Source organism: Paenibacillus urinalis, assembly GCF_028747985.1.
Taxonomy (GTDB): Bacteria; Bacillota; Bacilli; order Paenibacillales; family Paenibacillaceae; genus Paenibacillus; species Paenibacillus urinalis.
Window position 1 is genome coordinate 2,474,779 of the sequence record NZ_CP118108.1, and the last position, 23,963, is coordinate 2,498,741.

Here is a 23,963-nt window from a genome sequence, read left to right on the forward strand (position 1 = left end):
GAGGTATGTCCTATGAGTAACAACGATCGGATCCGGTTTGCCGAATTTGATCTGTCAGGAAATGAACGGGATGTTCCCATTGCTCCAATTGAAGCCAATTCCACGGATATTAAGCATAACAATTCTAGTTCTAGTGATTCCACATATAATCGAACCCTTAATTTGCCGATAGATGATCTGGACATTCCAGATGTGCTGATCTGGGAGGAAGCGAAGACTGAGAAACCACCTAAGGAAGGTTATGCAGAGCTCAGTAAAATGCAGGATGACCGTCAGAATCAGTCAGATAAACTACCTATTCAAGAGGTTCCTTATAGGGAATCTGTTCGTCAGATTTATGCCCCTAAGGAAGCTGTACCCCAGGTGAACTGGGAACAGGATTTTCGGTATATATCCCGTGAGCAGCAGTTTGTACATACAGCCAAAGAGTTGTCCGGGCATACTGCTGAGCAGGCCTCGTTTGTTCCTTTTCACAGCTACTGGCCGACTTATGACCAGATGAGACCTGAGCAATACCAGTGGTATTTTTACTGGAGATCTGAAGTGCGGATGGGTCATTATCCAGTGACGGATTTGTCCTATCTGTTTGTGTATATATACGAGCTTATTAACGGGATAGGCTGGGTTGACCCTACCGATGGCTGGGAGCGGCTTAATAAGGTATGGCAGGCTTACCGTAAACATCATCCGAAGCTGGACAACTACATGAGAGAATGGCTCTATGATTTTGCGACGCTGCATCAGCTGGGTTATGTCCCGCCTCCTATGCATAAGAAGCTGCCTCGCAACATGTCGAATGAATTGAAGGAGCTGGAATGGAAACGGAGATTCACCGCTGAACCGGTAGAGCTGTCTTGGGACAACCTTTTTGTCATGCTGGATTATGATCCTGAACGAAGCCGGTTTTATATCGAGAGTGGTCGATATGAGATGACGAGATTTACTCCGAAGGTCATTGCCCTTGTTGATCAATATTTATACAGATCCCATGGAGCCCGGCTGATCCAGCGCTTTGAACCCCAGTCTTGGCGTGTGAAACGGACGCTGTTCAAGAGTGCACTATATGATAGTGACATCTACGGACGAACGATAACCGTTGACTATGTTCCCATCAGCGAGCATAAGCCGCTAAGAGCTTATCTCACTCAGCTAGTACGGTTCACTGAGAATAAGCTGCGAGAATTGAAAGGATTTAAAGGCCGACTAAGAGGGATTGAGCTGGAACAAGATGTGGAGGAGCTTATTTCACGCTACTTGGCAAAAGAAATGAACGCACTCCAAGCCGAAACAGCTCGGGCAGTTAAGCCACAGATCCACATCAATCACCACAAGCTTGAGCGCTTAGCACGTGAATCCAATGAAGTAAGAGATATGCTGATGCTTGGCGTAGATGATGAAGAGCAGGCAGTGAATACATCCAGTAAGGCACAGATTAAACATAGAGGACATAACAGATTAATGGAACATAGCGGCTCCCAAGCAGCTTCCTTGAAGCGCGAGACTGGAGGACAGCAGATTATTCAGGCCGTTATGGACTTTGATGCACCTGCTCCTCTATCTGTAGACGAAATTGAAGAAGTGAATCTCGTATCAGCTGTTGTTGCGGAGAATCAAGTGGAAGAGCAGCCTGCTGTGGTATGGAACGTGGAAGAGCTTGATGAGGAATGGAGAGATTTTGCCGCTAGCTTACAGCATACACATCTCGAAATTTTGCTCGCACTTAAGAACAGCCATGGTGCACAAGCGCTGCAGGCTGCTGCCAGCAGAGCAGGCTCCATGCCCGCTGTGTTGATTGAGGAGATTAATGAAGCCGCAATGGAGCATATCGGAGACTTGATCATTGATGAGGACATGATTGTCGAAGATTATATGAGTATGCTGGACAAGCTATGTTCCGGAGAATGAAACGGGGTAATAAATAATGAAATCATTGAAAATTCCAAAACGTCTGACGACGGCGCTTGTAAACTCGTTAACTGCAGGCGTAGTCCCCAGAGTCGGACTTGAACATATTGCTGTTGGACGCAAACCTGAGGTCGAATCGATCTTAAGAGATATGGACAATATCGCCGAAGGCGGCGCTGCCTTCCGTTTAATTACAGGTAGATACGGAAGCGGCAAGAGCTTCTTGCTCCAAATGATCCGTAATTATGCGATGGACCGAGATTTTGTCGTCGCAGACGCGGATCTGTCCCCGGAGCGTCGTCTGGTCGGTACAAAAGGACAGGGACTGGCCACTTACCGGGAACTAATGACCCATCTATCCACCAAGACCCGTCCTGATGGCGGCGCACTAGAGGCCATATTGCAGAAATGGATCGCTGCGATTCAGCAGGATCTGATGCTAGAGTCCGGACTTAAGCCGGATGATCCCGCGATCACCCAGAAGGTTGAGGTCCAGATCTATGCTGTTGCAAATGAAATGCAGAACCTGGTACATGGATTTGATTTTGCCAAGGTGCTCGCAGCTTATTGGAACGGTTACAAGCTGGGGGATGATGATCTCAAGGGTGCATCCCTTCGCTGGCTCCGCGGGGAGTATACGACCAAGACGGAAGCTCGCAAGGAGCTCGGCGTCTCTGTCATTATAGATGATGACAATTGGTATGATTATATGAAGCTGTGGAGCGAGTTTATTGCCAGGATTGGTTACAAGGGTCTGCTGTTATTCATAGATGAAGGTGTAAACTTGTACAAAATTACGAACAGTATATCCCGGCACAGCAACTACGAGAAGCTGCTGACGATGTTTAACGATACGATGCAGGGCAAAGCAGAGCATTTAGGTATATACATGGGAGGCACGCCACAGTTTGTTGAGGATGAGCGAAGAGGGCTGTTCAGCTATGAAGCACTGCGATCTCGTCTAATCGACGGTCGTTATGGCGGAGGCCTGTTAAAGACGTACACTTCTCCCATTCTTAAGCTTGAAATGCTGTCGAATGAGGAGATACTCATTCTGCTGCAAAAATTGCGTGAGATTCACGCGATGCATTTCCAATATGAAGCTCAGCTGTCCAATGAGCAGCTGATAGCCTTCATGCAGGCCGCAGTGGGCAGACTGGGAGCAGAACAGCTTCTGACGACACGTGAAGTGATCCGTGATTTCATGGACCTGCTTCATACGATGCATCAGCATCCAGAAACGACCTTTGAAGAGCTGCTGTCTGACCGTGAACAGGAGAGTGAACATCGTAACGGGTCTGGGTCCGTATCCGTGTCATCTAAGGAAGAACGCGCTTCAGATGATCTGGATGACTTTCTCGCGGAGTTTGACCTATGAGCATGAACCGGACACCCAATCCTTTTACGCGTCTGGCTCCCTTCATTCAAGAATTTATATACAAGAAGCGGTGGGAGACGCTTCGTGAAGCACAAGTGGAAGCGTGCCGTGTCATCTTTGACACACCGAATCATTTGCTGATTGCTTCGGGTACTGCTTCGGGGAAGACTGAAGCCGCTTTTTTTCCCGCACTAACAGAGCTGTATAATCATCCTCCAGAATCCGTAGGGATACTCTACATCGGACCGTTAAAGGCGCTGATCAACGATCAGTTCGAGCGCGTAAGCGATCTGCTGAAGGAAGGTAATGTACCAGTATGGCATTGGCATGGGGATGTTTCGCAAGCAGAGAAGACCAAGCTGATGCAGAAGCCTTCGGGAGTCCTCCAAATTACGCCGGAATCATTAGAAGGATTGCTTATGAATCGGCCCAATGCAATTCCAGCCCTGTTTCATGATTTAAGATACATTATCATCGATGAGGTTCATGCCTTTATGGGAGCCGATCGCGGTATACAGGTTCTGAGTCAGATGACAAGGATAGAGCGGATGGCTTCCTGTTCGCCACGTCGGATCGGCTTGTCGGCAACCTTAAGCGATTATGAATCGGCTGCAGGATGGCTTGGTGCAGGAACAGCCATATCCACTGAAGTGATTTCCCCACAAGGAGGGAGGAAGCTGAGGCTGTCTGTTGAGCATTTCTCCCTGCCGGATGCCCGGGATGAGAAGCAGGCAGAGCAGTTAGAGCTGGCCAAGCAGGCCTATCATCAATTCATATATGACGTAACTCATCTGAAGAAGGCGCTCGTGTTCACTAACAGCAGATCAGATGCGGAACTTACTACACTTGAGCTACGACGGATCGCGGCAAAAAGGGAGCAGCGTGATGTTTTCCACGTCCATCATGGCAGTATTTCCGCCATGCTGCGAGAAGAGACCGAAGCTGCACTGAAGACAGGGCAAGGACCCGCGGTGGCTGCCGCGACCGTTACACTAGAACTTGGCATTGATCTTGGTGAGTTAGAGCGAGTGATCCAGCTCGGCGCACCCTACAGCAGCTCCAGCTTCGTTCAGCGTCTGGGCCGCTCAGGCCGTAGAGAGGATCAGGCGTCAGAGATGATGTTCCTCATTCCTGAGGAAGAAGATGAAGAAGCACAGCTTCCTGCTCGGATGCCGTGGACACTGCTGCGTGCTATAGCTGTGATCGAGTTGTATCTGCGGGACAAGTGGGTAGAGCCGGTGGACGTACGGAAGAAGCCTGTCGGTGTGTTGTATCATCAGACGATGAGTACGTTAAAAAGCATGGGGGAAGCAACCCCGGCTGAGCTCGCAAGACATGTACTCACACTGCCTTCCTTTAGAGAATTTACTACGCATGAGTATAAGCAATTCCTGACGTATCTATTGCAGACGGATCATATTCAGCGTACAGAGGAGGGCAGCCTGATCATCGGACTGGGCGGGGAGAAGATTGTGAACAATTACCGGTTCTACGCAGTCTTCAAGGATGATGAGGAGCATGTTGTATATAATGGGTCGGAAGAAATCGGATCAATTACAACAGTACCGCCTCCTGGCTATTGTTTCTCTCTAGCAGGTAAGCTCTGGAAGGTCGAAGAGGTTGATGTCAAGCACAAAGCACTGTATGTCAAATCAGCTAAGGGCAAGGTCGATACACTATGGCTCGGTGCAGGAGGAGATATCCACACCAAAGTCATGCAGAAGATGCGAGAGGTCTTGGCAGGCAGCACCATATACTCATATCTAGCTGCAGGCGCAGTTAATCGGCTTGAGCGAGCTCGAAGACTGGCTCGGGAGAGCGGGCTGCTAAACAGCATGATTATACCTGCAGGAGGAGATTCGCTCTTCATTCTGCCGTGGGCGGGGAGCAAGCAGTTTCGTACCTTGGAGCGGCTGCTTAAGCATAATTTATCCCAGCGATTGAATTTACGATCTATCGTGCCTATGGAGCCGTACTATATGGTTGTTTCCGGTAAGACAGATCCGATCACCATGGATCATGCGATCAGCGAAGAGCTATTAAATCTTGAGGACCCCAGCCTGTTGCTGGAGGCGGAGGAAGCGCCATACTTAGGAAAATATGATGAATTCGTATTTCCTCAGCTTGTGCGAAGCGCCTTTAGTGTAGATGGGCTTGATGTTGTGGGTCTTGCACAGACGTTAGGATTAAAGAGCAAATAGAGGATCAATATAAATAGTAAGAACAGGTTTGGAAAAGTGATATGTAATTTTTAGACAGTGTGATCATATGAAGGTCACACTGTTTTACGTTGAACTGAGTGACGGGTGTAGCTGTTGACCAGATTGCTGAAGCAGTAATAGAAGGTTACAAAATGGTATTTATCTTCCACAGCTAATCAAAAACAACATTTAATACGTAACTAATAAGGAACAACCATTATTTTCGTAATAAATATTATGTAAACTAATCTGTTTTATAAATGATGATAGAAATTTCATTCTAATAGTATGATCCTGCAATAAAAATTTTCTCTGCGACAAAAGCAGCTCTTCGTGATACGATTTTCTTAGATATTACAATACATACTTAACTAATCATGAGGAGTGAAGAGGATGCTGGAAATTAGTGAACGAATTAAACAGATGGAGCTTGAGGAAGAGGAGCTGCGTTTTCCTTCATTTACGAACGAAACTGCATTGAATTTGGGTCTGGCGATCATTGAAGAAGCCAAGAGAACGAATAAGAACATCACTGTAGAAATATATCGCTCCGGCCAGCGGCTGTTCAGTCATGCGATGGAGGGGACATCGGCTGATAACGAGCATTGGATTCGTCGCAAAAATAACGTCGTTCAGCATTTTGGCATGAGCTCCTGGCACGTGGCTCTGCAATTGCGTGAAGAAGACAAGAATCTTGAGAATGACTATGGACTTGCATTTGCTGATTATGTGGCTGCAGGCGGTGGTTTTCCCCTCATCATTAATGAATTAGGACAAGTTGGTACAATCACCGTCTCCGGCCTGCCTGATCAAGAGGATCATGATTTGCTGATTAGTGCACTTAGAAGATTTTTAGCATTATAGGACTACAAAAGTGAAAGCTTCGGAAAGATCAAACTCTTTCGAACTTTCACTTTTTTTTGTTGTTATAGGTGTTAAGAGAGCCGTGATGTCATATGACTGAATTCTTTATATAGAGCAATTTTTGGCCAAATTTGAATGCTCTATGTCCAATTTCTCAGCTCCTCGTATGATAAAATCCAATTAATTATCCATTAAGAAAAGGGGAGTCTGAATGAATATGAAGTTGATGAAGCTCGCGGCACTGACCCTATGCGGCTCACTGTTGTTAACCGCTTGCGGTGAAGCAAATTCCGCTGAAGAGCCGCCTAGTAATGAAAACGGTATGGCCAATATCAGCTGGATGAATATTTTGCATGCACCGTCGCCACCGACCGATACCGTGCTAAGCAAAATTGAGGAAGTAACACAAACAAACATTGATTTTGCTTGGGTGCCCGATTCCTCGAAAGAAGAGCGAATCAATACCTCGCTTGCTTCTGACTCATTGGCCGACATTGTATCACTTACGATGCTGGAGAATTCATCCGTTCGCAATGCTTTGAAGGCAGGCGTTTTTTGGGAAGTGAGTTCCTATTTGGATGAATTCCCGAATTTGGCGGCGATCTCACAGGACATGAGAAATTCAGCGTCTATTGAAGGTAAGCTATACGGTATTCCGATGCAAAAGGATGTAGCGAGAAACGGTGTGATCATACGCAAGGATTGGCTCGATACATTAGGGCTGTCTGTACCACAGACGACAGATGAGCTGATGGAAGTGGCAAAAGCATTTACCGAACAAGACCCCGATGGCAATGGTGTGAAGGATACGACCGGTTTTATCGATCGAAGTGATCTCGTATTCGGGGCATTTAAGACGCTCGGATCTTATTTTGGAACACCTAGCAGCTGGGCTGTCAGCGATGATGGCAAGGTGACTCCCGAGTTCGAAACAGAAGGTTATGTGAAAACGATGGATTTTATGAAGCAGCTTTATGAAGGCGGTTACATTAATCAAAGCTTTGCGGTTACAGCCAAATCGGATCAGCAGCAAGGTTTCTCACAAGGTAAGGCAGGCATATATGTGGGAGCCCTATTCGACAGTAAAAACCTGCTTAACTCTGCCAAAGGAGTTCAGGATAATATGGAGCTTGTCATGGTTAACGATATCACATCTACAGGGAATAAAAGTGATCGCGCCATCTGGTCTACGAGTAATGGGGTAGGAGGACTCCTAGCTTTTCCTAAATCGGAAGTAAAGGATGAACAGGAGCTGAAGCGAATTCTTCAATTTGTAAACGATGTAATGTCTGAAGAAGTGTACACGCTAATGACTTATGGTATTGAAGGTATACATTATTCAATGAATGAAGATAAATCGGTAACCATTATTAATCAAAAATTGTGGGAACAGGAGGTTCAGCCGTTTGCCTCCTCCAGACCGAAGGAGCCCGGCTATGAAGTCCACGATAATGATCCGCTGAAAACGGAAGCAGGAAGGCTCATTCAAGATAACGCCACCTTTGCTGTACTCAACCCTCTATACTCGCTGGAGTCTGATACGTATTCCTCACAAGGGTCTGAGCTGCAAAAAATCATTACGGACGCGACCTATAAATATATTCTTGGAGATATCAATTTGGATGAATTTAAGCAGCAGGTTCAAAGATGGAGAAAGAGTGGAGGAGATCAGATCATCTCAGAATATGAAGCAGCTTATAAAGCGGTAAACAGCTAAGAAAAGTGAATATCAGGCTCAATCGTCGGGTGCCCGAGCAGTGCGAAGTTTTTCTTACTGCTCGGGCACCCGAGCTAATCTCATAATATGACAGCGCATTCATAAAAGAATCCATTTTCACTTGAAAGGGGTGATTGTATTGGACGAGTAAAGAAATGAACTAGGCAGAAGACGAAATTATAACTTAAAGGAGGAAGTTTATGAAAAAAATAGTGTCAGTATTACTCGCTGCATCTATGCTCATGATGACTTCATTAACGGGCATGACATTTGCGGAAACAGCACCTGCTGTGCAAGATGAACGACTGCCGGCAGTCAGCAGAGATTACACGACGGTAGAGAATAGCAGTGGCACAAGCTTTAATTCTAGTGAAGAAAGCGCAACACCAGAGGGAGAACAGGGAACGGTCTATTATGTTAATGAGGATTTTGAGGACACGGCTGTCGATACAACTCCAACTGGATACACATTTATGCCGAATCCGCAGGACACGGATCATATAGTAGTGGTTAAGGACATCCCTTCCGATACCACTGGTAATGGATCAGACAAAGCCCTCTTACTATACGATAATGCGGTCGGAAGTACCGAGTTTTTACGCAAATTTGCACCGCAGAAGGGTAAGTTTATTCTGGAAGTCGATATGACCTCTCCAGGCTGGCCAGGTACCGCAACCGTTCTCAATCTTCAGGACGAGACAGGAAGCAAAACGGCCTTGTCCATCCAATTACGCAAACCAACAGCGCCTGTTGCAGAGCCAGATTACACATTGGTTTACAAAAGAAATGGAGCAGATTACAAACTCGCCGATCCTTTAGTTAATAATCAATGGTACAACCTGAGATTAGTGACGAACGTAGCAGCGAAGACTGCAGATATTTATCTAGATAATCAGCTAGTGGCAGATGATGCGCCACTTGAAGCAGATCTGACAGCTTCAGGAATAGGCCGGATCTCTACCAAAACGCCAGGAACGGGTAAAGGAACGATCTACTATGACAATCTTAAAGTATATGTAGAGCCGGTAGAGAGTCCGAAGGGACTCACTGCAGTACCCGGCAACGAAAAAGCCCAGCTCCAATGGACGGCTGCTGAAGGCGCTTCTACTTATACTGTCAAGAGGAGCATGACAGAAGGCGGTCCTTATGAAACTGTTGCGAGTGGAATTACTGATGTTTCCTATATTGATGAGGACTTGGTGAATGATACAACTTATTATTACGTCGTGACTGCAGTGGGATCAACGGGAAAGAGTGGCTCTTCGAATGAAGTGACAGTAACTCCTTCCTCGGCAGCCATCAGACCCGATCCACCCGCGGGAATTATGATCTCCGCTCGAAGCGCGCAAGCTGATTTAAATTGGCAGGGTGTTGAGAATGCCATCAGCTATACGATTAAGCGAAGCACGAATCCGGAAGGTCCATTTGAGACGGTTGCATCGAAGATAACCACAACCTCCTACAGAGACGGTGGATTGGATAATGGAACGACGTATTATTACGTCATTTCTGCGGTAAGCATTGGTGGAGAAGGTGACAACTCCAAAGCGGTAACAGTAACACCTACAGATCATCTATCGACCCCAACGGTTACAGCAGCACCGCTGCCTAATGGAGCAGAGCTCCATTGGGAGAGGTTAGATGGCGCGTCACTTTATGAAGTGCGTCGTTCCGATACTTCGGAAGGTCCCTATCAATTAATTGGAACCGTATCCGAATCTACGTATCTTGATTCCGGACTCATGATCGGATTTCCGTATTATTACAGAGTCACTGCAGTGAGCGACCACTCGCGTAGTCTCGATTCAGCAGCCGTAGGCATCCGTCCATCTGCTATCGACGGCACACCTGCAGCACCTTCTGGATTGACAACTGAACCGGCAGCCGAGAGTGTGGTACTGAATTGGGATTCCGTCTCAGAGGCAACATATTATTCTGTCAAACGGAGCAGTTCAGAGAATGGTCCATATGAGCTGATTGTAAGCGATCTAACCGAGACAAGCTACACGGACAGCGGACTCACGAATGGGGTTCCTTACTACTATATTGTTACGGCTACAAACGCTGCGGGGGAGGGAGCTTCCTCTATTCCCTTAAAAGAGGTACCTGCACAGGTGATTGTAGTTGCTAAAGACGACGCCGGACAATATTCTAATGTGCAAGATGCCATTAATGCGGTCCCAAGCAACAGTCCGGCTCAGACGGTAATTAAAATTAAAGACGGCACGTATCGGGAGAAAATCAGTGTACCATCCGATAAAATCAATATACGTGTAATCGGAGAAAGCAGAGAAGGCACGATACTGATCTATGGAGACTCTGCCAGCACCTTAGATGGGAATGGGAACCCGCTGGGAACTTCCAACAGTTATAGCTTCAGGGTTCTGGCGAATGATTTCACAGCGGAGCGGTTAACTATACAAAATGATGCAGGCATTGATGCGGGCCAGGCAGTCGCGTTATATGCCAATGCAGATCGACTCGTATTCCGGGATGTCAGCTTGCGAGGACATCAGGATACGTTATACGCTAATAATGGACGTCATTATTATAAGGACAGCTATATCGAGGGAACTGTAGATTTCATATTTGGAAATGCTTCTGCTGTATTTGAAAATAGTGACATCCATAGTCTCCGTAATGGTTATGTCACGGCGGCTTCGACTGGTGCAGGAAAGCCAGGTTATGTATTCATTAATAGCCGGATTACAGCAGATCCAGGCGTAACAGGAGTAACACTGGGAAGACCATGGCGTGCTGATGCCAATGTTATTTACGTGAACAGCTACCTTGGTGAGCATATATCTCCAGAAGGCTGGAATAACTGGGGCAATGTGAATAATGAAGCCACTGCACGTTATGGCGAGTATGCGAGTTATGGACCTGGAGCCAATCCGAAGAGCAGATATCGCTGGACTAAGCAGTTAACACTTGAAGAGGCGGCATGGTATACGCCGGCTAACATTTTGAGTGGAAGTGATGGCTGGAACCCGGTTGATTCAATTGACTTGGCTAATAGTAATCGGGAGCTGGAAGCATTGAATGTGGATGGTGTGGCTGTACCTGATTTTGATCCTCAGGTGACTGATTACCAAGTTGAGCTGGAAGCCCAAAGTGAGATCCCAATCGTTACTGCTACAGCTCAATCAGAGAAGTCTGTCATTTCGATCGAGCAAGCAGAGAACGTTCCTGGAAGTGCGGTTATCCATGTAACTTCTCAGGACGGAGGCGTCAAAATCTATGAGATCGAATTTGTCTTCGGCGAGGATGAATTGCCCCCTGTTCTACAGCTTGAAGTGGATAAGCCTGTCCTCAAGGCAAGAGGGCATCGAATGGAGACGATTCGAGTCACTGCTAACGCAACCGATGAGGAATCTGGAATAGCTTCCATCACTCTCGTATCCATTACCAGCAATGAACCTGACAATGGAAAAGGCGACGGAAACACGAATAATGATATTCAGGGAGCAGAATATGGTACTTCAGATTTTGAATTTGAATTAAGGGCAGAGCGTTCAGGCGCTGGTTCAGGGCGAGTGTATACAATAACGTATGAGGCTGCTGATGATGCCGGTAATCGAACCACTGCGAATGTAACCGTCACTGTTGAACACTGATTACATTAATCGAAGTAAGGGAGTGCCTATCTTAATAGGCACTCCTTTGCTTTTATTCATGCTGATTCATTTCAGGTATTTTGTAACGTTATTTCTAAACTCTCTCGGCGTCATGCCGTATATGCTCTGAAATACTCGATTGAAGGTTCGTTGACTATCAAATCCAGCATTGCTGCTAATGGTCGTAAAGGATGCGTCTGTGGTACGAATCAACGTTGAAGCGTATTCGACACGGAGAAGGGCAAGATAATTTCGGAAGTTCATTTTTATCCGTTCCGAAAAGATGCGAGAGATATAGTATTTGCTGACAGAGAATTCAGCAGCAAGGGAATCTAGTGTAATCGGCTCGGTAAAGTGATTAGCTAAGTATTCCATAATTTTTTTAGACATGTCCTGGACAGGTATTCGCGGCCTCTCAGTGAGTTCGATTTGGCGAAGAAGATGTGACATGATGATATAAGTAAACCCCAATTTTGCAGCAAAATCCTCGCTTTTGACAATTTGATTGAGAGCATAAGCTGCATCTTGATGAATATTGGCTCTCGATATTAAAGGTGTAGCCGGTTGAAATTGAATCAGATCAGGAAAGATACCTCCAAGGATACGAGGATTAAATATAATCAGCATGGCGTCTGCGGGATCCTGTCCAACTCTATAGTACCTGTGTACAATGTCCGGTAATATTAACGCTGCCTCGCCTTCTTGCACTTCGTATGCGCTTTCATTTATTTGTATTCGCTGTTTACCGGAGAAAACATACAGGATTTCGATATGTCCATGCAGATGAGCAGGAAACGTGAGCTGTCTCGCATTATGTTTAATAATCAAATCACCAGCACGAATTTCATAAAAAGGTATCATGACATGACCTCCGATTTGCGCAGTATTAGACTGCTGGGGGTTGCATTATGTGGTATATGTCTATTTTCATATCATGTGTTTGAGTTTAATTCAAGTATTGATATAATCATGATATCGGATATGCGTAACTGGCGTAACGTGGAGTTCCACGAGGAAGCGCATATTGTCATGCCGTACGCCTGGGCGGAGTATTTGATATAGATCAAAGCTTATGGTTCTGTCTTCTACAGTATTTGATCTTACATCAGATACTTTTTTTGTTTAACAAATAAGAAAAGGACGGGTGCACAAATGAAGATTGGATTTGTACTTTTCAACGGCATGACAAGCATGGACTTTACTGGATTTTACGAGGCTATCACCTGGTTAGGCATATTAAAGGCGAAAGAGAACGTATCATGGACCTTTTGTTCGGACAGGGAAGAAGTAACAGATGATCGGGGACTAACGATGAAGGTGAATGAAGTAGGTCCGGATCTAAGCAAGTTTGATCTTGTCTTTGTCCCTGGAGGAATGGTGACGAGAGAACTTCGGAATGACAAGGCTTTTATCGATTGGATCCGGACTGCCGAGAATGCTCCATATAAGGTGTCTGTCTGCACAGGTGCGTTATTGCTGGGAGCTGCAGGTTTTCTTGAAGGAAAACGAGCCACCACCAACTCTTCGGCTTACGATTTGCTGGCTCCGTACTGCGAGGAAGTTATTGAAGCACGCGTCGTTAGGGATGATAGGGTAATAACCGGCGGTGGGGTGACGGCCTCTATCGATTTGGGTTTATATATCATCGAGTGGCTTACAAATGAAGCTACGGCACGACTTGTACAGAAGAAGCTTGAATATCCATATTATCAGGCAGGTAAACTGAGTGATGTATATAAGTTGCACGAAGCTTAGATTGTAATCTTCAGTCGTATTAAGCTATTCTTTCTCTTCTTTTGGGAACTTTATCAGTAACGGAATCGTATTAGTCAGAGTGTTATGGATCCTAAAATACGAAAAAGAAAGTGTGTATTGAATGCCTTTGATCTCTTTAGAAAAAGTAATGAAGCAAGTTGAAAATCGTACGGTGTTAAAAAATATGGAGCTCGTTATTGAGAGTGACTCACATATCGGCATCAAAATGTCCAATGAAGAAAGTGCAGCGCTATTTGATCTAATCTCGGGGAAGCTTCAGCCAACAAGTGGGTCGATTCGGAGAGAAACGAGTTCCATTCTAGCAGCCAGCCAGGATGATGGCTTATACGATACGCTGACGGTCTACAGCTACTTAACGTTTTTTAAACGGATCGCCTATTTTCCTCATCCATTAGAAGAATATATTGCCGCTTTTTCTCTATCCGATGTTTGGCGGACAAAGATTAAGAAATTGACAGAAGACCAGAAGAAGAGGGTCAGCTTATTTCGCATGTTTCTATTCCGCGCGGATATAATATTAGTTCAGAATCCACTCCATAATCTAACAGCCGAAGGAATCGAGCTCTATTTAACGGCACTGGAATATCTTCGTTCACATCATACGGCCACCTTAATTACATCGAACTCTATAGAAGAGTTATTGCTGTTAAGCCGTGATATATATCGATATAACCGATTGATGGGACTTGAGAAAACGGACCTTGTCAATGAACCGATCCCTGTTACATCTGAACAGAATGAGAGCATTAAATTTACGCCAAACAATGTATTCAAGGTCAGCAGCAAGCTGGCAGATAAGACGATCTTTTTTAGTCCAGACGAAATTGATTATATCGAGAGCATCAACAGTGTAAGTAATATTCGCATCGATGAGGATTACTTCCCGACGGATTTAACGATGAACGAACTGGAAGAGAAGTTAACTAAATTTGGTTTCTTCCGATGTCACCGATCTTTTTTAGTCAATTTGCAGCGCGTGTCTGAATTGATCAGTTATTCTAAAAATAGTTATACCTTGATCTTGAAAGGGAATTCGGATGTGAAGCTTCCCCTCTCCCGCAGCCGGCTGGAGGAAATGAAACAATTAATTGAAATTTAAAGTACATTTGAGGCTGGAATGAGTACATTTCGGCCTCTTTTTGTTACATTTGAGCTGTTTGCATTACCGTTCGGCGTTATTTTACGACATTTTTGCTGCCATTCGTTAAATTAGAGTACAGAAGGACAACATCATCATCTTTCAATATTAGCGGAGGAGAGAAGAGCGAATGGACAGAAATACGGTGATTTACGCTGAACAATTATCCAAAAAATTCAAAGACGAGTCTGCTCTGAAAGGGCTCGATTTTTCAGTACAGTCAGGAGAAATTTTTGGCTTTCTTGGACCTTCTGGTTCAGGGAAAACAACGACGATCAAAATATTGACAGGACAATTAGCACAAACTTCAGGAAGAGCCATCGTGTTAGGTAAGCCAGTTGAACAAATGAATGAACGTAGTTATGAACAGATGGGTATGGTTACAGATCATAGTGGCATTTATGAAAAAATGTCGGTGTACAGCAATTTGAATTTATTCGCCAAAATTTTGGGGGTCAAGAAAGAACATGTAGATTCTCTCCTACAGAGAGTTGGTTTATTGGAGCACAAGCATAAACCAGCCGGCAAATTATCGAAGGGCATGACTCAGCGCTTAGTTCTCGCACGAGCGATTCTGCATCAGCCGAAGGTGCTCTTTTTGGATGAACCTACAAGCGGGCTAGATCCGAGTACAGCAATTTCTGTGCATGAATTACTAATCGAGTTAAAAGAGAAAGGGACGGCTATTTTTCTAACGACTCATAATATGGAAGAAGCATCGACCTTGTGTGATCATGTTGCATTGCTAAATGATGGTCTGATTGTAGAGTATGGGACCCCAAAAGCGTTATGTCTCAAGTACAATCAGAATAAAAGCTATCGCATTTTGTTAAAGGATGAGAAGGAGCTGACACTACCGCATTCCGAAGAAACAGGCCGAAGAATAAATCAATGGATGGCTGATGATCAGCTTGTTACGATACATTCTAATGAACCGACACTTGAAAAAGTCTTCTTGGAATTGACGGGGAGGGAACTACATTGAACATTTCATTAAGAAAAATAAGAGCCATTACAGGAATGAAATTTCAGACCATTATCAATAATACAGGTGTTATATTAGCACCTATACTTGCCCTATGCTTTGTGTTTGCCACCCGAAGTTTATTACCGGATTTGAACGTAAGCAGCGAAGGGTTGACGTTCTCAACGAATGCATTTGTGCTAAGCTTTGGGATTGTTTTTAATATCGCCATCGCTGGCATCTCCATGAGCAGCAGTCCACTTGCAGAAGAAAAAGAAAAAAACACGTTAAGAGTACTCATGACATCTTCAGTAAACGGCGTAGAGTACCTCATCGGAACTTTGCTGCCACCCTTATTTATTCTCATAATCGTTAACATTCTGATGATTCCGGTGAGTGGAACTTCATTCGCAGAGGTGCAGTTTGGAAGCTTCTTGTTGATGACAACGGCTGCCAGCTTTATAAGCCTGATTATTGGATACATTGTAGGCATATTTGCGAATAACCAGGCACAGACAGCGCTTGTAACGATGCCGATTACAGTAATACTAACTTCTGTCCCTGCAGTCAAGCTGTTCCATGAGGATTTGTCAAACATATTAAACTACACTTACACAGGTGTCTTAACGAACTTTACCAATAGTATATTTGCTGATGGTGGTTACCAATGGAATTTGAGAGATATTAGTGTGCTCTTAGGCTGGCTCATCATTTCTATCGTCGTATTTGTGTATGCTTACAAGAAGAATGGACTGGATCGTTAACGATATTAATGGTTTATGTCATGAATAACAAAAATTTATTGAGGAGTGGTAGATGATGTTTAGTAAAAAAGGGGATAAACGTTTTGAAGAAAAGCTGGTACAAAATTATCAGCATGGCTTGCTCTATATTTTGGTGGATCGTCAAACTGGTGTGAATTATCTTCATGTATGGAATCCGCAAGGCAGTGGCCTTACCCCTTTATTGGATGCGGATGGAAAAGTGATTGTCGATCCAGTAGAAGGAACGGATCAATAATATCTTCGACATGAATCCAAACGGCAATCATGCAGAAGCAGTAAAGCTCATCGTCGGTCTTCTTGAACAAAAGTAATAACTTTACAAGAATCACTAGGGGCCTTGGCTCTTTGTGGTTCTTTATTTTTCTTGATCGGATCTGCCTAACACGAAATTACTATAATATGTCCGGTATTAACTGAAAGAAGAATAGAGTAATATTTACAAATAAATCCATCTATATAGCTTTTCGAAAGGAAGTGATAGGTAGGTATTCTATTAAATGATGAATGGGTTGTATATTTTTGATTGCGCTTTCATTTGTTTGATCATTTTAAGGAGGTTGATGATATTGAGAGTGAACATAAAAAAATCAGTCCTTATTTTATTGGCATTTTTAACGGCTCTACCTCTGATTGTAACTCCAACACAGGTGACAGCAGCTAGCGATGCTAACATTAATTTGTCCTCTGAGAAACAGCTCATTAAAGGATTTGGAGGAATAAACCATCCCGCCTGGATCGGTGACCTGACACCAGCTCAGCGTGAAACTGCCTTTGGTAATGGAGCGAATCAGCTTGGGTTTTCGATTCTACGAATCTACGTAGATGAGAATAGAAATAATTGGTACAGAGAGGTTCCTACCGCACAAAAAGCGATTGAGCAAGGAGCCATTGTATTTGCTTCACCCTGGAACCCACCGAGTGATATGGTCGAAACCTTTAATCGCAACGGGGATCCGAACGCCAAACGACTGAGATACGACAAATATGCAGCTTACGCTCAGCATCTGAACGACTTTGTCACTTATATGAAAAACAATGGTGTAGACCTGTACGCCATTTCGGTGCAAAACGAGCCGGATTATGCTCATGAATGGACCTGGTGGACACCACAGGAAATCCTCCGTTTCATGAAAGAGAATGCGGGATCTATTCAAGGCACCAAGGTTATGGCACCTGAATCGTTTCAGTATCTAAAGAACATGTCTGATCCAATCCTGAATGATCCTGGGGCACTGGCTAATATGGATATTCTAGGAGCACATACGTATGGAACTCAGATCAAAGATTTTGCATACCCGCTCTTTAAGCAAAAAGGTGCAGGTAAGGAACTGTGGATGACCGAAGTATATTACCCGAACAGTGACAACAATTCATCGGACCGTTGGCCAGAGGCACTGGAGGTATCCTACCATATGCACAACGCCATGGTTGAAGGAGATTTCCAGGCTTATGTATGGTGGTACATTCGGAGACAGTACGGTCCTATGAATGAGAACGGCACCATTAGTAAACGTGGATATAATATGGCTCACTTCTCCAAATTTGTGCGACCAGGCTATATCAGAGTAGATGCAACCAAAAATCCAGATACGAACACTTTTGTTTCCGCTTACAAAGGTGATAACAAAGTCGTCATCGTCGCCATTAATCGCGGCACTTCAGCTGCAAGCCAAAAATTCGTTCTGCAAAATGGAAACGCATCTACTGTCTCCTCATGGGTTACAGATAGCAGTCGCAATATGGCAAGCGGAGCACCGATCACCGTATCGTCGGGAGCCTTTACAGCGCAACTTCCTGCCCAAAGTGTAACGACGTTTGTAGCAAATATTACTGGCGGCGGGGGGAGTCCAGTTACTGGAACCACATACGAAGCAGAAACAGGGACTACACTTACTAATGCTGCTATTGAATCACTCTATCCAGGATACACTGGATCCGGATATGTTAACTTTAATGCTTACACCGATTCTGCGATTCAGTGGAATGCCATCAATAACACGATAACAGGTACCAAAAACATAAAGTTCCGATATGCATTGGAAAGCGGGACACGTAACCTCGATATTTTTGTCAATGGGACCAAGGTGATCAGCAACGAGCCTTTCCCGGCAACGGGAAGCTGGTCAACTTGGAGCGAGAAGAGCATTCAAGTCCCCATGAACGCGGGAACCAATACGTTAAAAATAGTAACAACCGGAACTGAAGGACCAAATGTGGATAACATTACAGTGACAGCTGTTCAATAAATACGATAAAGCGGCGATCTAATTTAAAGATCTTCCACTTGTATGAACAAGTATAGTGAAACATGAGCAATAAGCTAAAGGCGGCCTACTTATGAAGGTCGCCTTTTTATTAAGCAAGTAAAGAGAATACCATTCCCCTATTTTAGAAGGTGTTATCCCTCCGAATCCGTTTAAATAGTAAAGATTTGGTCGCGAACTAAAGGATTGTAGGTTGCATATGAGATTAAAGCTTTAGATAATTTTATGTAGCAACCTTTTCTTGGGTGTGATATTTTTATCCTGTTGATGATTGATTCTTAAAATTCAATTCCATATGTATTGAATAGAAAAGGGGAAACATGAATGCTGGATGTCTTGTTGGTAGATGATGAGCCATGGGTACTTGAGGGATTACGAACTATGGTGAACTGGGACAAATACGGTTTCCAAATTTGCGGAGAGGCTGAGAATGGAAATGCGGCTTGGGCCATGATCGAGAATCTTCAGCCAGATCTAGTATTTACAGATATTCATATGCCTTCGGTGAACGGACTTGAACTGATAGACCGTTCTAAACAAGTGCTTGCCAGACCTCCTCGATTTGTTATTCTAAGCGGTTACGATAGTTTTGAGTATGTGAAAACAGCGCTGGAGCAACGTGTGGAGGACTACTTACTTAAGCCGATTGATGAAGATGAGATTGAAACCGTATTGGAGTTAATTCGTCGTAAAATTCTAGAAGAGCAGATTTCAGCCAAAGTGCATCAACGCGAAAATGCACTCTATGTAAATTGTTTGTTCAATCGCTTGTTACAAGGTGATGACAGCATTGAGTTGCGATACGAGGTGAGTAAAACGCTTCGAATGGAAGCTCATGAGAGCATGGCCTGTCTTCTAATTTCAACGGATACGAATAAGGACGAAGTCAAAACATGGCTGTACAGTCACGCTGGGATCCCTTATGCCGAACCATTTTTAGATGAGGAAGGTAACATCGGATTGTTTGCTGACGGTTTGCATCATTCTCTGAAGCAGCTGGAAGCGGCGGGGAGAAATCTGGTTGAAATGTATTCAGACCGAGCATTAATGACAGTGGCATGCGGACATGATTCAAGTGGAGTAAACACTTTGCGTTCAGCTTACGAAAAAGCTTTGTTCGCATTAAAATGGAAGCGCTATCAGTGTGGCTCCGGCTTTGTGAATCACCAGGAATTACCTCAGAAAGACAGTATGGCTAAAGTGAATCAAAAAGCTTTGTCAGATGTGATGGACGTCATTATTTCGGGCGAACAGGACAGGGTGGAAGGTAAAGTAAATGCGATGCTAGCCAATCCTGACTCAGAGCAGACTGTATCGGATATAGAATATGTTCGAGTTCAGCTGATTGCCCTTGAGATGAGTATTCTTAAGCATCTAAAGGAGCTTGAAGGGGATGTAGACCGCTTTGTACAGCAAGTTCAGCAAATGGCAGGTGACATTATTGGGATAAACTCGTATCCTGCGTTTCAACAGTACGGGGTCATATTGAGCCTCAATGCTTTGAAAGCCCTTCAGGAACAGCGAAAAAAAAAGGAATTCAGCACGATTTTTCAAGTGGAGCAGTACGTCAATCAGGAATTCCGCAACAAATTGCAGCTTCAGGAGCTAGCACAGAAATTTCATATGAACGCCAACTATTTAGGGCAAGCATTTAAACAGCAGACGGGTAAGACTTTTCGTGAGTATTTGAATGATAAGCGGATCGAAGAAGCAAAGCGATTGCTGCGTCAGAGCAACATGAGCATTACTGACGTTGCCGTGCATTCGGGTTATCTGAGTGCCGACTATTTTATTAGTCAGTTCAAGCGAATGACAGGTACGGCTCCTTCGCAATATAGAAAACTACAGTAGGTCTTTGCAGAGCTAAGCATGAAGCGAAGGATGGCGATAATGAAATGTTCAGAAAATTCAGAGTCCGTAGTATCGTGAACGATATTCCTTTGAACTATAAATTTATGCTCATATTTGTCATAGGAATATTACTCCCCATCTTTGCAAGCTATTATCTGTTTATGGATCGTATGTCAGAGCTGATCAAGGAGCGGGAGGAGCAGAATTTGCAAATCTCAATGGAGAGGGCCCGAAAGGATATCCATACCATGATTGATGGCGGTATAGCTGTCAGTCATGCCTTGATCACGGACAAGGTGTTATCTGAATCCATCGATCGGGGCTACAATGGCCAGTCGGAATTCTACAACACGTTCGATGATCTGCTTCGTCACCGCGTAACCTCGTATATTCCAACGAATAACCAAATTCAGCGTATTGGCATTTACACGGACAATCCGACCATTGTGTCCGGTGGGGATTACTATGTGCTGAACAGTACGATGCATGCTAGTAACTGGTATAAGCAGTGGAAAGCAACGGGGGAATCTTTAAAAGTACTTGCCTACCGGGACCAGGCCATGAATAATCGTGCTGCGACCTCTTCTTATTTAAGCATTATTGAAAAAATGGACTACTACTATGCCTACAGATCTTATCAGAAGTTGGTGCGTATCGACTTTTACCTAAATCGTTTCTATGACGTGATTGCAAGAGAGAAGAGCTCTCTGGAAATGTATCTGGTTAATGACAAGAACCAAATCATTGTGTCTGCGGATGACAAGTATCATGGCGAGGTGGACAGCCAATATGAATTGTTTGATATGAATAAGGTGGAAGATCAGGATATACATATTGTCCCGATAGGAAGTGCTAGTTATATAAAAGGATGGAAATTAATTGGTGTGCCTCAAGAAACGCGTGTCAAAGAAGCCATGTTATCCATGCAGCTTTATTTCGGCATGCTGGCCGGTATTATTACACTGATTACTTCCATTTTTATTTATATTATGCTGCGTTCCTACAATCACCGGGTAAAGCGACTGTCCAGACATATGCAAAAGGTAGGAAACGAGAAATTTGAGCTGATCAATATCGATGGTGGACAAGACGAAATTGGTCATTTGATTACGAACTTTAATATGATGACTGCTCAAATCAAGTCATTAATTAACAACGTGTATAAGCTTGAAATTCAGCAACGAAGTCAGGAGGCTGAACGTATTCGCGCCGAGCTTAATATGCTGCAAAGCCAGATGAATCCTCACTTTTTATTTAATACGCTGAATGCACTGCTTGTGGTCAGCACCAAAAATAATTATGTGGACGTCAAGGACATTATTAAGGATCTGTCCAAGCTGCTTCGTCGCCTTTTGAATTGGAAGGACGATGTCGTCACGCTAGAGGAAGAAATGAGTTTCACCATTATGTACCTGGGGATTGAGAAATTCCGTTTTCGGGACAAATTTGAATATGACATTGAAATTACGGATGAGGCTCGGTTTTATAAAATACCTAAAATGAGTATCCAGCAATTAGCGGAAAATGCCTGCAAACATGGTATCCAAGCTATAGAAGGGACGGGCTCTGTTAAGATTCGAGCAGACATTGTGGACAAGCATCTGCGCATCGTTGTATCCGACAATGGCAAGGGCATGGATAAGGAACGACTGAAAGAAGTGCAGTGTCAAATTCGAAGCCAAGAAGAGAGCGGAGGCTACAATATTGGGATGCGTAATGTGTATCGTCGTCTCGAATTGTACTATGACAATCAAGTGAAATTTAACCTGAAGAGCAAAATTGAAGAGGGTACGGAGGTATCCTTTGAAATTCCATTACAGCTGTTGGAACGTCAAGGTGAAGAAGGAGGAATGGACAGTGGTATTTAAAGTGCTGTTGATTGACGATGAGCCCTTGGCCATTGAGGGCCTGCAGTTATGGATACCATGGGAGAATCTTGGTTTTGAGATATGCGGGGTGTGCTCTAACGGCGCCGAAGGTTTGAAACGAATGGAAGAGCTGCATCCGGATCTAGTCATGGTTGATATACATATGCCAATTATGGATGGCCTCGAGATGATTGAGGAGTGGAGGCGAAGAGGAAACCATTCCACCAAATTTATCATTCTGACAGGATATAGTGATTTCGATTATGCTCGAAAGGCACTTAAATTTAAAGTATCCCGTTATTTGCTTAAACCACTGGATGAGGAGCAGGCGGAGCTCGAGATTCGGCAAATGAAAGAAGAAATCATTAAAGAGCAGAAGCAGATTTATATTGGACAGATCGCACGAAGAGAACAGGAACTTATTGCGTTGAAGGACGCTCTAGTGGGCAAAGATCTGTCTACAGAAGCGGCTCGTATAATGGAGAAACTGTCTCAGTCTGCTGATGTCTGGAATGTATGTTTGATTCAAATTCCGGGAGAAGATTACGGGAAGTGGAGCTCCATAGCTGCAGAGTGTCTAACTGGAATGCAAGCCGTGTTTATGATTCGTTTACAATGTGATCTGGTTTCTATCGTGTTTAAGGATGTAAACGAGGTAAACGAGGGATCCAAAGAAAACACGGTAAGAGAGCGATTGGAGGTCATGGCTCGCCATCTGGCGGGCTTTCGCGCATTTCTGGCTATTGGAGCTCCCGAAACCTCCCTTCATCGTATCAGCCATTCCCGAGTGACAGCAGAGAAAGCGCTTCTGCATGCCTTCTATGAAGGGGCTGATTACTTAATCATAGATTATGATGAATTCAAGGATCAGGCCTTTCAATTAGATTACAATCAGGTAGAACTACTGGAGAGAACATTGGGAACTTTTGAGCTCATTGATCATGCAGCATACCAGTCTGTTGTCCTTTATATTGAACAATCGTTTCGTCAGATGCGGGTTCATCCAGATAAGGCTCGTAAATTCGTAATCTATCTGCTCCATGAAATTCGTGCCTATATGGAAGCCCAACTAGCGAAGGATTCAGATGCTTCCAACCTCTTGTTTGATATACCCAATCTGGGTGAAGTTCTGTTAACCTTGAATGATTTGATCGGCATGCTGCAATCGTGCGGGCGAGTCTGCTTTGAGCTTCTGCTTAAGGAGAACGCCTCCGAAGCACATGGTATAGCCCAAGAAATTAGTGATTACATTCATGCACATTACCGAGAGAGCATCACTGTCAAAAAACTGGCGGAACGATTCTTCCTGCATCCTGCCTACTTAGGACAATTACTGATACGCAAAAACGGAATTGGTTTCAACGAATTGCTTCATAATCTGAGGATTCAGGAAGCTTGTCAGCTGCTTCAGATGAATCAATACAAAAATAGTGAGGTTTCTGAAAAAGTTGGATACTCCAGCTACCATCATTTTTTAAAGCAATTTGAGAAAAGGGTGGACATGTCTCCTAATGAGTATAAGAAAATACATGTAGCGCAGAAGACCTGAGCTTTTCTCGGAAAGAGCTTTAATTCGAATATAGTTTCTTAATAGCTAGAATTTTATAATGAAATAGTTCTATTGAAAGGGCTTAC

General features: G+C 44.1%; 16 protein-coding genes and 1 riboswitch. Of the genes, 15 read left to right on the forward strand and 1 reads right to left on the reverse strand.

Translation table 11 applies throughout. The annotated features are described in order from the left end of the window. Positions 1–12 precede the first annotated feature (12 nt). From PUW25_RS11440 to PUW25_RS11465, 6 genes are all read left to right on the forward strand, one after another. Positions 13–1,905: a TerB N-terminal domain-containing protein gene (locus PUW25_RS11440; RefSeq protein WP_052512268.1), complete on the forward strand. Its 1,893-nt coding sequence runs from the start codon at positions 13–15 to the stop codon at positions 1,903–1,905. A 16-nt stretch (positions 1,906–1,921) separates the two neighbouring features. Then, the gene (locus PUW25_RS11445) at positions 1,922–3,283 is read left to right on the forward strand and encodes an ATP-binding protein (protein ID WP_205053201.1); all 1,362 of its coding nucleotides are present in this window, start codon (positions 1,922–1,924) and stop codon (positions 3,281–3,283) included. Then, a complete protein-coding gene (locus PUW25_RS11450; RefSeq protein WP_370510380.1) occupies positions 3,280–5,484 on the forward strand; it encodes a DEAD/DEAH box helicase in 2,205 nt (734 codons plus the stop codon). Before PUW25_RS11445 ends, PUW25_RS11450 begins: the two co-directional genes overlap by 4 nt. Positions 5,485–5,877: 393 nt before the next feature. Beyond that, positions 5,878–6,348, forward strand: coding sequence for a heme-degrading domain-containing protein (locus PUW25_RS11455; RefSeq protein WP_047913790.1), 471 nt, complete (start codon positions 5,878–5,880; stop codon positions 6,346–6,348). Positions 6,349–6,559: 211 nt separating this feature from the next. Beyond that, entirely contained in the window at positions 6,560–8,065 is a 1,506-nt protein-coding gene (locus tag PUW25_RS11460) for an extracellular solute-binding protein (protein ID WP_052512269.1), read from the forward strand. A gap of 200 nt (positions 8,066–8,265) precedes the next feature. Further along, complete coding sequence (locus PUW25_RS11465) at positions 8,266–11,682, forward strand: pectinesterase family protein (protein WP_052512270.1); 3,417 nt, start codon at positions 8,266–8,268, stop codon at positions 11,680–11,682. A gap of 66 nt (positions 11,683–11,748) precedes the next feature. Here PUW25_RS11465 and PUW25_RS11470 read toward each other — a convergent pair whose 3' ends face one another. Beyond that, on the reverse strand, positions 11,749–12,543 hold the full coding sequence (locus PUW25_RS11470; protein ID WP_047913791.1) for a helix-turn-helix transcriptional regulator: 795 nt from the start codon (positions 12,541–12,543) through the stop codon (positions 11,749–11,751). Positions 12,544–12,657: 114 nt separating this feature from the next. Beyond that, positions 12,658–12,735: riboswitch (ZMP/ZTP riboswitch) on the forward strand. Positions 12,736–12,834: 99 nt separating this feature from the next. Between PUW25_RS11470 and PUW25_RS11475 the strand changes: the two genes are divergently transcribed. The 9 genes from PUW25_RS11475 (at position 12,835) to PUW25_RS11515 (ending at position 23,877) form a co-directional block, all read left to right on the forward strand. Then, the gene (locus tag PUW25_RS11475; RefSeq protein WP_205053200.1) at positions 12,835–13,437 is read left to right on the forward strand and encodes a DJ-1/PfpI family protein; all 603 of its coding nucleotides are present in this window, start codon (positions 12,835–12,837) and stop codon (positions 13,435–13,437) included. 184 nt (positions 13,438–13,621) lie between these two features. Further along, positions 13,622–14,557 (forward strand): LytTR family transcriptional regulator DNA-binding domain-containing protein, encoded by a 936-nt coding sequence (locus PUW25_RS11480; RefSeq protein ID WP_238546483.1) that lies wholly within the window; start codon positions 13,622–13,624, stop codon positions 14,555–14,557. 169 nt (positions 14,558–14,726) lie between these two features. Continuing rightward, positions 14,727–15,581, forward strand: a complete 855-nt coding sequence (locus PUW25_RS11485) for an ABC transporter ATP-binding protein (RefSeq protein WP_047913794.1) — start codon at positions 14,727–14,729, stop codon at positions 15,579–15,581. Then, positions 15,578–16,324, forward strand: a complete 747-nt coding sequence (locus PUW25_RS11490) for an ABC transporter permease (protein ID WP_047913795.1) — start codon at positions 15,578–15,580, stop codon at positions 16,322–16,324. Before PUW25_RS11485 ends, PUW25_RS11490 begins: the two co-directional genes overlap by 4 nt. A gap of 52 nt (positions 16,325–16,376) precedes the next feature. Next, positions 16,377–16,580, forward strand: a complete 204-nt coding sequence (locus tag PUW25_RS11495) for a DUF6440 family protein (protein ID WP_238546484.1) — start codon at positions 16,377–16,379, stop codon at positions 16,578–16,580. Between the two features lie 325 nt (positions 16,581–16,905). Next, positions 16,906–18,591: a glucuronoarabinoxylan endo-1,4-beta-xylanase XynC gene (gene xynC / locus PUW25_RS11500; protein WP_047913797.1), complete on the forward strand. Its 1,686-nt coding sequence runs from the start codon at positions 16,906–16,908 to the stop codon at positions 18,589–18,591. A 342-nt stretch (positions 18,592–18,933) separates the two neighbouring features. Beyond that, entirely contained in the window at positions 18,934–20,460 is a 1,527-nt protein-coding gene (locus PUW25_RS11505) for a response regulator transcription factor (RefSeq protein WP_047913798.1), read from the forward strand. Positions 20,461–20,504: 44 nt separating this feature from the next. Continuing rightward, positions 20,505–22,328, forward strand: a complete 1,824-nt coding sequence (locus PUW25_RS11510) for a sensor histidine kinase (protein WP_047913799.1) — start codon at positions 20,505–20,507, stop codon at positions 22,326–22,328. Beyond that, positions 22,318–23,877 (forward strand): response regulator, encoded by a 1,560-nt coding sequence (locus tag PUW25_RS11515; protein ID WP_047913800.1) that lies wholly within the window; start codon positions 22,318–22,320, stop codon positions 23,875–23,877. Before PUW25_RS11510 ends, PUW25_RS11515 begins: the two co-directional genes overlap by 11 nt. The last annotated feature ends 86 nt before the right edge of the window (positions 23,878–23,963 follow it).